Raw genomic sequence first — 12,979 nt, 5'->3', positions numbered from 1 at the left:
GGAGGCTGATTCAACCCCTCGCCGCCGTCCCGTGAACGATTCGCCCCCGCCTTCCGGAAACGTCAGGTTCTATTTCCGCTCATTGATCATTGCCGCGCTGGTCGCGATCACCATGCTGTGGGCGACGCCCCGACTGACGCCCAGTTCGGATCTGCTGACCTACGCCATTGCCCGCCTGCAGGCGCGGCTGGTGGGCGGCTATTACAGTCCCGCGCATCGCAACGACACCACCGTGGTGCTGATCGACGACGATTCGCTCGATCCACAGAAAGGCGCCTGGCCCGTCTCCTACCGCACCCACGCGCGCTGGCTGCGCAATATCGGCCTGATCCACCAGCCTCGCGCCATCTTCCTGGACATTACCTTCGGCCGCGAACGGGACGACCCGACCTTGCCGGAGCTGGTTTCCGCCCTGTGTGACCTGCGCGATGCCGGCGTGCCGGTATTCCTGGCCGCGCTGCCTGGCGACGATGGCGGCCTGCGGCTGCGCGATGGCCTGGCCACGCCGGCCGGCGAGCCGCCCTGCTTCACGATGGTGGACGTGCGCTACGCCGCCAGCAAGGTCGACCGGCTGGTCTGGAGCTATCCGCTCTGGTCCGAAGGCGGCACGCGCAGCGCGGCGCTGGCCATGGCCCAGGACGCCGCCGGTATCCCGCTGACCCGCGGTGGCGAAGCCATGGCTCTGACCTGGGGGGTGGACAACCTGGACCAGCGGCGTTTCTCGCCCGACTGCCGCCAGGCGCGCGGCGGCTATCCGGAAATGCTGCCGGGCTACGTGCGCCGGCTGCTCAATGGGTCCGAGGCGGACAAGCCGATCTGCCCCTACACGCGCACGCTGACGCTATCGGAACTGCGCGCCGCCGACGCCGACCAGGCACGCCTGCAGGATCTGCTCACCGGGCGCTACGTCATGATCGGCGCGGCGTTGAGCGGTTTCAACGATACCGTGCTGTCGCCGGTGCACGACGTGATCCCGGGCGTGTTCATGCATGCCATGGCGCTGGACAACTTGCTGACCTACCGCGACCACTACAAGCGCGCGCTGGAATGGGAAATCTGGCCGCCCAATGTCCTTTGGCTGCTGGGCATCCCCATCGTCATGGCCGCGCATTTCCTGCATTGGTTGGCGCAATGGCTGGTGCTGCGCCTGCGTGGGCTCACGCCCTGGACCCGCCGCTGGCTGGTGCCGCCGCAACAGTGGCGCTTCTCGGCGGCGCCGCTCGCCGATGGCGCCGCCGACCCGCCACCGCCGCTGCGCGCGCTGAGCACGGCCCACGGACCGCTGGCGCAGGGCCGCCTGCTCAGGTCCGTCTTCGCCGACCGCGCCTCCCGCCGCTGGCTGTCGCTCAAGACCGCTGAAAAACTGGTGATCGTGGCCGCCCTGACACTTCGCAAGGCGGCCACCATCCTGCTGTCCTCGATGGTCGTCATGTACATCGTGCTGGTCGCTCAGGAATGGGTGGACGTCGGCACCCTGCCCATTGTCGACCTGGCGGTCATGGCGCTGGCCGCGCACTGGCTCGGCTGGACCGATACCGTCACCAAGTTTCTCGGCGGCAAGCCCAAGGCGGACGCGACCACACCGCCCCAGGCGCCCCCGCAACCTTCCGCCAAACCTCAGGAGTAGAACCGCATGATCCAGCCTTCCTCCATGATTGCCGCCGCCCTCGCGGCGCTGGCCCTGTACGGCGCGCCGGCCCTGGCGGCCGACCAGATCGTCGGCGCCAGCCTCAAGCCGCTGCCGCTCTATGCGCAGCCGGGCGGCGGAACGCCGGTCGCCAAATCCGATGGCCAGGGCATGCCGTGGCCGGTACTGGAAAGCCGCGAAGAGTTCTACCGGGTGACGGTGGACGGCGCCGACTACTGGGTGGACAGCATGCAGGTGCGCGTGGCGCGTAATTCGTCGGCGCAGTGCGGCCCGGTGGTCAAGCGCGTGCCCGGCCCCACCGGCTCCACCGCCGGCGCCGGCGAAAATGCCTGCCGCTGACATGGCGATGCCCTTCCATCCCGCGCCCCGCCTCGCGGCCCTGACCCTGGCGATGGCTCTGGCCGGCTGCGCCAACATGCCCGGCGCCGGCCTGTCGTTCAAGACCGGGGAATTGCCGCCCGCCCCCACCGACCGCAAGTGGCCCGACGCCGACCGCGACGCCCGCAATCAGCGCGCGCAACACATGGGCCTGGTTGCCATGCCCGAGATGCAGGGCTACCTGAACGGCCTGCTCGGCCGCATCAAGGATGCCGCTGGCGTGCCCGGCTGGCCGGGTGCCGTGTACGTCACCGCGTCCCCAGCCCTGGAGGCCTACAGCACTGGCGCGGGCAATATCTACCTGTCGATCGGATGGCTCTCGTCTGCGGAGTCCGAGGACGAGATTGTCGCCATCCTGTCGCACGAATTTGGCCACATCTACCTGGACTATCACCAGCTGGAAGCGGCCAATACGACCAGCGACCAAGTCGCCACGCTGGCGGCGCTGGGCGTGGCCCTGGCGCAAAAGGCCGGCAGCGCGACGGGCTGGAGCCCGGTGGACAGCGTGATCGCTTCCTATGCCTTCGGCAAGGACGTGTTGGTCCCCGCCTGGAACCGGCAGCAGGAGGAAAACGCCGATCGCTTCGGCGCCACCGTCAGCCTGCGGCTGGGCTATTCCTACACGCAAGGGTTCAAGGCCTTCCTGGAGCGTCAGGCCACCTGGGAAACGGACAACGCCAGGATCCAGGAAGAAGACCGCAAGCGCATGGTCGAGCAGATCAAGCAGGCCGCCGCGCAGGATGCGCGCAGGCAGGCCACGGCCTCGGGCAACAAGGTCGCGCCGCTGACCGAGATGCAGGCGTCGCTGAGTTCCGGCCTCGCTGGCGCCAGCGAAGACCTGCGCAATGGCCTGGACGACATCTGGAAGAAGCTGACCGTCAGCCATCCCAGCACCGAAGCGCGGCTGACCTCGTTGACCGGGCAGGTCACGCCGCTGATGGCCGGAAAGCCTCGCCCCGCGGCCACCATCGCGCCGTGGAACAAGGCGCGCGCGCAACGTCGCAGCGCGACCGTGCTGAAGAACTATCAGAGCGCCAACGCCGCGCAACAGGCGCTGCAGGCGCAGGACTATGTCCAGGCGCGCAAGCTCGCGGCCCAGGCCGCCTCCGGCCCGACCGCACAGCAGGCGTTGCCGCTGCTGGCGCTAAGCATGGCGCAAGGCGAACCCGGCAAGCCGTCCGCCCGCGCCGCCGCCCTGCTGGACCGCAACCTGCAATCCGAGGGCGACCGCGCCTGGCGCATTTATGTCCTGCGCGCCAACAATCTGCTGGGCTCCGGCCAGCGCGCACCAGCCACCGCGGTCATGAACCAGGGCTTCGAGTATTTCAAGGATGCCGGCCTGGCCTGGCCGGAGGCCATTGCCTTCTACGGGCAGACCGACAGCTGGGACAGGGCGCGCAAGCTGGCGCAGGAATGCGCGTCGCGCTTTCCCAGCTATGCCGGCGCCTGCAACAAAGCCGCGCAGACACCCGCCGAGCAGGCCGAGGCCAAGCGCCGCGGCGAGCAGAAGGCGCAGTCGTTGGTCGACAGGCTGTTCAAGAAGTGAAGCACGCCACGCGGCGGGCCTTCCGGCCCGCCTGCGTCAGTGATGGTGTTCGTCCAGCACCAGGTGGGCCAGGCCCTTTTCGGTGGCGATGCCGACCTTCTGGCCGATCGGCAGCGTCGCCTTGGTGGCCACGTGGCCGTACGGCAGGCCGGTCACCACCGGCACCTTGACCGTCTTGCGCAGCCAGGCCACCACTTCGTGCAGGTCGTAGCCCTTGTCGTGCGGCGCCAGCTTGTAGTCCGAGAAGCGGCCCAGCACGATGGCCTTCTGCTTGCCCAGAATGCCCGCCTGCCACAACTGGATCAGCATGCGCTCGATGCGGTACGGATGCTCGGCCACGTCTTCCAGGAACAGGATGCCGCCGCGCACCTTGGGCATGTAGGGGGTGCCCGCCAGCGAGGTCAACATCGCCAGGTTGCCGCCCCACAGGATGCCGCGGCAATCGACCGGGTCGGCGTCCTGGGTCTCGAAGCTGAGGATTTCCAGCTCGCCGCGCATCACTTCGCCGAACAGCGCTTCGGTCAGGTCGTCGACCTTCTTGCCGCCGAAGTCGTAGATGGCGGTGGCGCCGGTGTAGCTGACCGCGCCGGTCTGCGCCAGCAGCGCCAGGTTGAACGCGGTGAAGTCGCTCATGCCGACGAAGCGCTTGCCGCTGTCGGCCATGGCCTTCCAGTCGATCGCGTGCAGCAGCCGGCCCATGCCATAGCCGCCGCGCGTCACCATGACGATCGGCAGTTTCTGCTTGGCGGCGCGCGTCAGGCTGGCCAGGCGCTGCGCGTCGGTGCCGGCAAAGCGCTGATGCTCGGCCAGCGCGGTGCGGTCCAGCGCGGTCTTGAAGCCCTGCGCGGCCAGGCGCTCGCGCGCCACTTCGACGGTCTGCGGGTCGCGCACCGCCGACGACGGCGAGATCAGGTAGATGCCGCGGGCGTCCGGGAAGCCGTGGACGTGGCCCGGCTCGTGGTCGTGGCTGTGATCGTGGCCGCAGGCCTCGTCGCATTCGTGGTCGTGATCGTGCGCGTGGCTGGCGTGGTCATGCGCCGGGGCGGCGGCCGCCTTGGCGGCGCGCGCCTTGGCGCCTCGGGTGTTGCTCATGCGATGGATTCCTTGGCGCGGCGTTCGCGGAAGAACCGGCGCAGCAGCTCGCCGCAGGGTTCCGCCAGCACGCCGCCGGTGACTGAAGTGTGATGATTGAGTTTGGGCACCGAGCCCACGTCCAGCACGCTGCCGCAGGCGCCGGTCTTGGGGTCGTAGGCGCCGAACACCACCCGCGCCAGGCGCGCGTGCAGCATGGCGCCGATGCACATGACGCAGGGCTCCAGCGTGACGTACACGGTGATGCCCGGCAGGCGGTAGTTTTCGAGCGCGCGCGCGGCGCCGCGCAAGGCGACGATCTCGGCGTGCGCGGTGGGGTCGTGGTCGATGATGGTGCGGTTGTAGCCGCGCCCCAGGATGTCGCCCTGGGCCGAGACCACCAGCGCGCCCACCGGCACCTCGCCGATGTCATAGGCCGCCTGCGCCTGTTCCAGCGCCAGCGTCATGAACTCGGCATCCTGCGCGGTCCAGGGCGGCACGGCCGCCATGGCGATCGGCTCAACCACGGTACACCCGCGATTTGAGCGCGATGCGGCCGGCCAGGCTTGTCACGGCCTCTTCCAGCCACTGGTAGAGCTCGGCGTTCTCGTCGTAGCGCGCCTGGTTCAGGTTCGACACCCGGCCTTCCTCGATGAAGCCCCAGGCGCGGCTGCGCTTGTCGCGGTGCTTCGGATCCCAGACGCCGAAGGCGTAGCCGCCGGCGCGCCGGATCAGCGAGAAGCACGGGATGTCGGTGTAGCCGTCGCCGACGAACACCATCTGGTCGAACGGCACCCGCAGGCGGTCCTCGGGCACCTTGCGGTTGACCTCGAACGGCTTGTTGCGGAAATCGCGGCCGATGATGCCCTTCTGGATGTGGAACAGGTAGCGCGTCTTGTCGGTGAAGCTGACGATGCGGCGCGGAAACTCGATGCCGCCGTCGGCGCCGTAGGTGAATTCGGAGGCCCAGATCTCGGTGAACTCGTGCGCGATGGGCGTGGAGCGCACCACGTCGCCGATGCCGCTGGAGATCAGGTAGAACTCGAGCTGCACCTGCGGCTGCGCCGCCCGCACCGCGGCGCGCAGGCGCTGGAACAGCGTGGCCACGCCGTCGTGCAGTTCGAGGCGCGCGCCCCAGTCGCGCAGCCGCTGCTGCGTGATGAGGCCGTGCTTGCCCTCGCGCGAGAGCTGGATCATCTGGTAGAGATAGGCCGGGACCGGGTCCCAGTCCTGGTGGGACAGCAGCGGATCGACCTGGTCTTTCCAGAAGGACGCCGTGTCCACCCCGATGCTGTCCAGGAAACCGGACGTGCTGTCCGAGGCCAGCGTGTCGTCGAAGTCGAAAATCAGGGCGATGACGTCGGACATGGATATGCGTGAGTAAGGGCGACAGCCGCCATTTTGCCTGATTGTGGCGGCGGCTGGGCCCCGTGGCCGCGGGGAAAGGACGCGCCGCGCCCTCCCCTGGCCCGCCCAGCGTCGTTACTGGCGCATCGGCGCGGGCGGCGGCGGCGCCATGCCCGGGGCCGGCGCCATGCCGGGCGCGGTGGCCGGCGGCGGAGGCGGCGGCACCGTGCCGGCGGTGCCGGCCGGCACCTGGATCACGGTTTCACGCAGCACGCCGCCACCCTGCACGCTGCCGCGCACCTGGGTCGGCGAGGTCATCTGCGTGATGCAGTCCTGGCGCGAATCGGCGGGCAGGCGGTTGCAGCGATCCAGCATGTTCTGCTGGTGCTGGTCGGTGGTGCCATCGCTCAGTTGCTTGCGCATGGCTTCCTGGCGGGCGGCGCCAGCCTCGCGCATGCAGGCGGAGCGCTCCTGTCCGGTGCTGCCGTTCTTGCAAGCCGCCACATCCTGTTCGTATTGCGCCTGGATGCCGGCGCGGCCGATCGGGTCGGCCGCCTGCGCCGCTCCGGCGGCCAGCATCAGGCCAGCCGCGCAAAGGGATGCCGCAAGGCGTTTGGTGTGCATGGGACGTACATTCATGGCCAGCTCCTTGGAGAAAGAGGATTGAACCCGAACGGCGCGGGCCTGGCTGGGCCGGCACCGTCTGCTTGATACAACTATCCCACGATGGCACGACGGGGACATGTCCAGCAACGTGCAATCGTAAGCTGAAGTTTCCGCTGCTGCGGCGCAATATTCCTTGCGCCGGCGCAATTCGTCCCTAAAAAACGCCGATACGTCCCCGTGTATCCGGCGCCGCCCTGCCCGCTACCTCGCGTCCAGATCGGCGTCGGCCTTGGTCAAACGGTTACGGTAAACCGCCGCGCGCATCAGCAGCATCGCTGTCACCGGCGACGACACGATCAGCAGCAGCGTGATGATCACCTCATGGAACACGGGCCGCGACGATAGCGCCGAGAACACCAGGATCGACGCCGCCAGCACGCAGCCGCAACCCAGCGTGTTGCCCAGCGTCGGCGCATGGATGCGGGCGTAGAACGTCCGAAAGCGCAGCAGGCCGGCCGATCCGGTCAGGGCCAGCAGGCCGCCCAGCACCAGCAGCACGCTGGCCGGGATGCTGGCCCACAGGGGCAGGTTCTCGATCATGGCTCGATCACCTCGCCGCGCAGCAGGAAGCGGGCCATGGCTGTCGAGCCCACGAATCCGAAAAGCGCGATCAGCAGCGCAATATCGAAGTAGACCGATGTGCCCGAGCGGATGCCGAACACCAGCATGGTCAGCATGCCGTTGATGTAGAGCGTGTCCAGCGCCAGCACGCGATCCTGCGCGGTGGGGCCGCGCAGCAGGCGGATGGCGGCAAACACCATGCCCAGCGCGAAGCACACCAGGGCAAAGGACGCCGCCCAGTAAAGTATGGCGTTCATTCGAAGATCTCCATCAAGGGGCGTTCGTAGCGATCCTGCACCAGGCGTACCCAGTCTTCCTCGTTCTGCAGGTCGAGCACGTGCAGCTTGAGGCGGTGGTCGTCGCCCAGTTCGACCCAGACAGTGCCGGGCGTGTAGGTGACGATGCAGGCCAGCATCGCCAGGCCGTGCGGATCGCGCATGGTCAGCGGAATCTTGATGAACCCGGGCGAGAAATCATTGCGCCGCGGATTCAGGATCAGCCTGGCCACCGCGATGTTGGACTTGATGATGTCCACGGTCACGTGCAGGAACAGCGGAATCGCCTTCCACAGGCGCCGCGGCCGCGCCTTCAGCGGCCGCAGGCGCGAAGCGGCCCAGGTGAACCACAGGGCCAACGCCACGCCCAGCGCAATCTGGCCGGCCGACAGGCTCTCATTGAGCACCAGCCACAGGACGAACAGGAACACCGGCAGGAAGAGGAAATACAGGCGGCGCATCAGTTTCCTCCCGGCGTGGCGCGCACCGTCTGCGCGGACATGACGGCATCGATATAACTCTTGGGCTGGTCCAGCGAACGCGCGGCGTCGTCCAGGTAGGCCGACACCGGGCCCGCGCCCGCCGCCAGGCCCACGCACAGCAGCAGCAGAACCGCCACCGGCCCCGCTTCGATCAGCCGCAGGCGCGGCGTGCTGCGGTCGTCGCTGGCCCAGAACACGCGGATGCCGGTGCGGCCCAGGCCGATCAGGCCCGCCAGGCCGGACACCAGCACGGCTGCCACCAGGATCCAGGCGTCCATCGGCGGCGCCGATTCGTTGGCCGCTGAAACCGCCGCCGACAACAGCGAAAACTTGGCCACGAAGCCCGACAGCGGCGGCAACCCGGTCACCAGCAAGGCGCAACAGATGAAGGCCAGGCCAAGAAAGGCCATGGCCGCCGGAATGGCGACGCCGACCACGTCATCCGAACGATTCACCGAGGTCGGGTCGTCCAGATCGAAAGCGTCCAGCGTCACCGCCAGCACGTTGGCGCCGAAGCTGCGGGTGCGTTCGATGAGCTCGGCCAGCATGAAGAACGCGCCCGTGGTCAGCACCGAACTGATCAGGTAGAACAGCGCCGGGCCGGTCAGCGTCACGCCGGGCATGCCCAGCGCCGTCAGCAGCGTGCCGGCCGAGACGATGACGCAATAGCCCACCATCTTCTCGAGCTGCTGCGTGGCCAGCAGGCCCAGGCCGCCAAACAGCAGCGTGGCCAGGCCGGCCGCGAACATCCAGTCCAGGCTGAACGCCGCGGGCGCGCCGCTCGGCAGCAGCAGCGAACCGATGCGCAGCAGCGCGTAGATGCCGACCTTGGTCATGATCGAGAACATGGCGGCGATCGGCGCGCCGGCCGAGCCATAGCCCTTGACCAGCCAGAAGTTCAGCGGCCAGGCGCCCGCCTTCACCAGGAAGGCCACGCCCAGGATGGCGGCGCCGGCCTCGAACAGCATGCGGTCCGAACCGGTCAGGTCGCCGGCGCGCAGCGCCAGGTCGGCCATGTTGAGCGTGCCGCTCACGCCGTAGATCAGCGCGATGCTGATCAGCAGCAGGAACGAGGCCACCAGGTTGACCGCGATGTACTGCAGGCCGGCGCTGACGCGCGCCACGCCCGAGCCGTGCAGCAGCAGGCCGTAGGAAGCGGCCAGCAGCACCTCGAAGAACACGAACAGGTTGAACAGGTCGCCGGTCAGGAAAGCCCCGTTCAGGCCCATCAGCAGGAACTGGAACAGGGAATGGAAATGCACCCCGGCCCGGTCCCAGCGGGCCAGCGCGTAGGTCAGCGAGGCCAGGCCCAGCACCGCGGTCAGGGTCAGCATGACCGCCGCCAGGCGGTCCACCACCAGCACGATGCCGAACGGCGCGGGCCAGTCGCCCACCAGGTAGACGCCGACCCCATGCGGCCAGACGTCCGGCACGGCGCCGCCGGCGACCGCCAGCAAGGCGATGGCCGCGGCCAGTTGGGCCAGGGTCGACAGCATGGCGATGGCGCCGCGCGTGTAGCGGCGGGTGTCGCCCAGCAGCAGCATCGCGGCGCCGGCCAGCAGCGGCGTGACGATGGGCAGGACGGGAAGGTGTTGCAGCCAGAAACTCAAGATTGGGACTCCCGTCCATCGACGTGGTCGGTGCCCGTCAAGCCGCGCGAAGCCAGCAGCACCACCAGGAACAGCGCGGTGGTGGCGAAGCCGATCACGATGGCCGTCAGCACCAGGGCCTGTGGCAGCGGATCGGCATACCAGGAAGGATCATGGGCCATGGCCGGATCCACCACCGGCGGCCGGCCCGAGGTCAGGCGGCCCATGCCGAAGATGAACAGGTTGACCGCGTACGAGACCAGCGACAGGCCCATGATGAACTGGAAGGTGCGCGGCCGCAGCAGCAGCCAGACCCCCGAGCCCGCCAGGACGCCGATCGCGACGGCATAAATCAATTCCATCAGGCTTCCCCCGTTTGTGCGGCGGCCGCCTGGCTTTCGGCGGCTGCCTTGCGTTGTGCGCGCAGCGATTGGTGGGCCAGCGCCACCAGCACCAGCACGGTGGATCCGACCACCAGCATGTAGACGCCCAGGTCGAACAGCAGCACGCTGGACAGGTGCACGTGGCCCACCAGCGGCAAGGCGATGTCCCACGCCAGCGCGGCCAGGAACGGCTTGTAGGCGAGCCAGGCCGACACCGCCGCCGTGCCCGCGAACAGCAGGCCGATGCCGATCCAGTTCTGCGGGTTCAGGCGGCTGCGCGATTCGACCCAGTAGACGCCGCCCACCATGTACTGCAGGATCACCGCGGTGGCGAAGATCAGCCCGCCGACGAAACCGCCGCCGGGCTGGTTGTGGCCGCGCAGCAGGAAATACACCGAGATCAGCGCCGCCGTCGGCAGCAGCAGTCGCACCAGCACCGTCGGCACCATCATCGGGCCGGTCGGCACGATCGTCTTGATGTCCGGCGTGGCCGGCACCGGGCCGTCCTGGTCGATCTGCTGGCGCGGCAGGTCGGCGCTTTCGGCGGCCGGGCGGAAGCGGCGCAGCAGCGCGTACACCGTCAGCGCCACGATGCCCAACACCGTGATTTCGCCAAAGGTATCGAAGCCGCGGAAGTCCACCAGGATCACGTTGACCACGTTGGTGCCGCCGCCGTCAGGCAGCGCGCGGTCGACGAAATATGACGAGATCGTGTCGGTCTGCGGCCGCACCAGCACCGCGTACGCCAGCGCCGCCATGCCGGTGCCGGCGGCGGTCGCCATCAGCAGGTCGCGCAGGCGGCGGCCGCGGGCGCGCAGGGTCGCCCCCAGCCCCTCGTCCTCGTCCTGCTCGATGCGGCGCGGCAGCCAGCGCAGGCCGAGCAGCAGCAGCACCAGCGTCACCACCTCGACCGACAACTGCGTCAGCGCCAGGTCGGGCGCCGAGAACCAGACGAACGTGAGACAGGTCACCAGGCCGGCGCCGCCGGCCAGCGCCAGCGACGCCAGGCGGTGATACTTGGCCTGGTAGGCCGCGGCCACCGCGCAGACGCAACCCACCAGCCACAGCAGGGCGAAGGCCGGATCGACCTCGGCCGCGCGGCCGGTGCCCTCGAGCCAGCCGCCGGCGCGCAGCGGCAGCCAGGCCACGAACAAGGTGCCCAGCACGATCAGCAGCATCTGCACCTGCAGGCGCGACGACGCGAGCCAGCGCAGCAGCCAGGCGGCGGCCACGCTGGAGCCGTCCAGCAACGCCTCGAACGAACGGCGGCCGTCCAGGCGGTAGATGAATGGCACCCGGCCCGGGTTGGCGCGCTGGTGCGCGCGCAGCGCCAGGTAGAGGATCACGCCAGCGGTCATGGCCACGAAGCTCATCACCAGCGGCAGGTTGACGCCGTGCCACACGGCCAGGCTGTATTCGGGCATGTCGGCGCCCAGGATGCTCTGCGCGGCGGTGGCCAGGAACGGGCCGAGCGTCAGGCCCGGCAGGATGCCCACCACCAGGCACATCAGCACCAGCAGGCCGCTGGGCAGCAGCATCCAGCCGGGCGGCTCGTGCGGCGCGCGCGGCAGGTCGGTCGCCGGCGGGCCGAAGAACACCTGCAGGATGAAGCGCAGCGAATAGGCCACGCTGAAGGCGCCCGCCACCGTGGCCGCCAGGGGCAGGCCCACTTTCGTGATCATGTCGCCGCTGACGAAGGTGGTCTCGGCGAAGAACATTTCCTTGGAGATGAAGCCGTTGAGCAGCGGCACCCCGGCCATCGAGGCCGCCGCCACCATGGCCAGCGTGGCCGTGATCGGCATGGCCTTGTACAGTCCGGACAGCCGGCTCAGGTCGCGCGTGCCGGTCTCGTGGTCGACAATGCCCGCCGCCATGAACAGCGAGGCCTTGAAGGTGGCGTGGTTGACCATGTGGAACACCGCCGCCACCAGCGCCAGCGAGCTGTTCAGCCCCAGCAGCAAGGTGATCAGACCGAGGTGGCTGATGGTCGAGTACGCCAGCACCCCTTTCATGTCCTGCTGGAAGATGGCCGCATAGCCGCCCAGCACCAGCGTGATCAGCCCGGCGCCGCCGATGATCCAGAACCATTCGTCGGTGCCGGACAGCACCGGCCAGAAGCGCGCCAGCAGGAACACGCCGGCCTTCACCATGGTCGCCGAGTGCAGGTAGGCCGACACCGGCGTGGGCGCGGCCATGGCGTTGGGGAGCCAGAAATGGAACGGAAACTGGGCGCTCTTGGTCAGCGCGCCCAGCGCCACCAGCACCAGCACGGCGGGATACCACGGGTCGGCGCGCACCAGGTCGCCGGCGGCCAGCACGCGGTCCATGTCATAGCTGCCGACGATGTGGCCCAGGATCAGCACCCCGGCCAGCAGGCACAGCCCGCCGGCGCCGGTCACCGTCAGCGCCATGCGGGCGCCGCGGCGGGCATCCAGGCGGTGATGCCAGTACGCAATCAGCATGAACGAGGCCAGGCTGGTCATTTCCCAGAACATGACCAACTGGATCAGGTTGCCCGACAGCACCACGCCCAGCATGGCGGCCATGAAGGCCTGGAAGAAGGAGAAGAAGCGCGGCACCGGGTCTTCCGGCGACATGTAGTAGCGCGCGTACAGCACCACCAGCGCGCCCATGCCGGAGACGATCAGGGCGAACAGCCAGGCGTAGCCGTCCATGCGCAGGGTGAACTGCAGGCCCAGGGCGGGCGCCCAGGGAATGTCGACGCGGACCACGCCGCCGCCGGCGACCTGCGGATAGAGACTGGCGACCAGAACCGCGCAGGCCAGGGCGATGATGCCCGCCAACCAGGCCTCGGCATTGCGGGCGTTGGAAGGCAGCAGCGCGGCGCACAGGCTGCCGGCGAACGGCAGAGCGAGGATCAGTATCAGCGACATGGCGTTCCGAGAATGTCCGGGCCCCCTCCCGCCAGCGCAGCAGCGAGAGACGAAACAGACCGGGGATTGAAAAACGGACGGAACCCTGGCCCGGTGCGTCGCTGCACTACACGTTGCCCCGCGGGGACGTCAACCTACG

At 68.8% G+C, this 12,979-nt stretch carries 13 protein-coding genes; 3 read left to right on the top strand and 10 right to left on the bottom strand.

The annotated features are described in order from the left end of the window. Positions 1-31: 31 nt before the first annotated feature. Genes ACUDCK_RS12495 through ACUDCK_RS12485 form a run of 3 tightly spaced genes read left to right on the top strand, consistent with a single transcriptional unit; the run spans position 32 to position 3,572 of the window. Positions 32-1,627 carry a CHASE2 domain-containing protein gene (locus ACUDCK_RS12495; RefSeq protein WP_167517613.1) on the top strand — a complete coding sequence of 532 codons (1,596 nt, stop codon included), beginning with the start codon at positions 32-34 and terminating at the stop codon, positions 1,625-1,627. A 6-nt stretch (positions 1,628-1,633) separates the two neighbouring features. Then, positions 1,634-1,987, top strand: a complete 354-nt coding sequence (locus tag ACUDCK_RS12490; RefSeq protein ID WP_049073447.1) for a hypothetical protein — start codon at positions 1,634-1,636, stop codon at positions 1,985-1,987. Then, positions 1,974-3,572 carry a M48 family metalloprotease gene (locus ACUDCK_RS12485; RefSeq protein WP_238909852.1) on the top strand — a complete coding sequence of 533 codons (1,599 nt, stop codon included), beginning with the start codon at positions 1,974-1,976 and terminating at the stop codon, positions 3,570-3,572. The genes ACUDCK_RS12490 and ACUDCK_RS12485 overlap by 14 nt, the downstream gene beginning before the upstream one ends. Positions 3,573-3,608: 36 nt before the next feature. On the opposite strand, the gene ACUDCK_RS12480 is transcribed toward ACUDCK_RS12485, so the two are convergent. The 10 genes from ACUDCK_RS12480 to ACUDCK_RS12435 all read right to left on the bottom strand — a co-directional run bounded on the left by ACUDCK_RS12480 (position 3,609) and on the right by ACUDCK_RS12435 (position 12,840). Continuing rightward, positions 3,609-4,664, bottom strand: a complete 1,056-nt coding sequence (locus tag ACUDCK_RS12480) for an LD-carboxypeptidase (protein WP_175167380.1) — start codon at positions 4,662-4,664, stop codon at positions 3,609-3,611. Next, entirely contained in the window at positions 4,661-5,152 is a 492-nt protein-coding gene (gene tadA / locus ACUDCK_RS12475; protein ID WP_064527664.1) for a tRNA adenosine(34) deaminase TadA, read from the bottom strand. The genes ACUDCK_RS12480 and tadA overlap by 4 nt, the downstream gene beginning before the upstream one ends. Before the next feature lie 10 nt (positions 5,153-5,162). Beyond that, a complete protein-coding gene (locus tag ACUDCK_RS12470; RefSeq protein ID WP_054502690.1) occupies positions 5,163-6,011 on the bottom strand; it encodes an HAD family hydrolase in 849 nt (282 codons plus the stop codon). A gap of 114 nt (positions 6,012-6,125) precedes the next feature. Next, complete coding sequence (locus tag ACUDCK_RS12465; protein WP_372413505.1) at positions 6,126-6,629, bottom strand: hypothetical protein; 504 nt, start codon at positions 6,627-6,629, stop codon at positions 6,126-6,128. A 228-nt stretch (positions 6,630-6,857) separates the two neighbouring features. Next, positions 6,858-7,196 carry a monovalent cation/H(+) antiporter subunit G gene (mnhG, locus tag ACUDCK_RS12460; protein ID WP_054502692.1) on the bottom strand — a complete coding sequence of 113 codons (339 nt, stop codon included), beginning with the start codon at positions 7,194-7,196 and terminating at the stop codon, positions 6,858-6,860. Beyond that, entirely contained in the window at positions 7,193-7,474 is a 282-nt protein-coding gene (locus tag ACUDCK_RS12455) for a K+/H+ antiporter subunit F (protein ID WP_006394683.1), read from the bottom strand. Before ACUDCK_RS12455 ends, mnhG begins: the two co-directional genes overlap by 4 nt. Continuing rightward, on the bottom strand, positions 7,471-7,953 hold the full coding sequence (locus tag ACUDCK_RS12450) for a Na+/H+ antiporter subunit E (protein ID WP_054502693.1): 483 nt from the start codon (positions 7,951-7,953) through the stop codon (positions 7,471-7,473). The genes ACUDCK_RS12455 and ACUDCK_RS12450 overlap by 4 nt, the downstream gene beginning before the upstream one ends. Next, positions 7,953-9,584, bottom strand: a complete 1,632-nt coding sequence (locus tag ACUDCK_RS12445; protein ID WP_054502694.1) for a monovalent cation/H+ antiporter subunit D — start codon at positions 9,582-9,584, stop codon at positions 7,953-7,955. Before ACUDCK_RS12445 ends, ACUDCK_RS12450 begins: the two co-directional genes overlap by 1 nt. Beyond that, on the bottom strand, positions 9,581-9,925 hold the full coding sequence (locus ACUDCK_RS12440) for a Na+/H+ antiporter subunit C (RefSeq protein ID WP_006227452.1): 345 nt from the start codon (positions 9,923-9,925) through the stop codon (positions 9,581-9,583). Before ACUDCK_RS12440 ends, ACUDCK_RS12445 begins: the two co-directional genes overlap by 4 nt. Beyond that, positions 9,925-12,840 carry a monovalent cation/H+ antiporter subunit A gene (locus ACUDCK_RS12435; RefSeq protein WP_054502695.1) on the bottom strand — a complete coding sequence of 972 codons (2,916 nt, stop codon included), beginning with the start codon at positions 12,838-12,840 and terminating at the stop codon, positions 9,925-9,927. Before ACUDCK_RS12435 ends, ACUDCK_RS12440 begins: the two co-directional genes overlap by 1 nt. Positions 12,841-12,979: the final 139 nt, after the last annotated feature.

It is taken from the genome of Achromobacter sp. CF-sbj1-Ac2-l (assembly GCF_052698165.1).
Note: the sequence above shows the minus strand (reverse complement) of the source record. Positions and strands in the feature narration are given on the sequence as shown.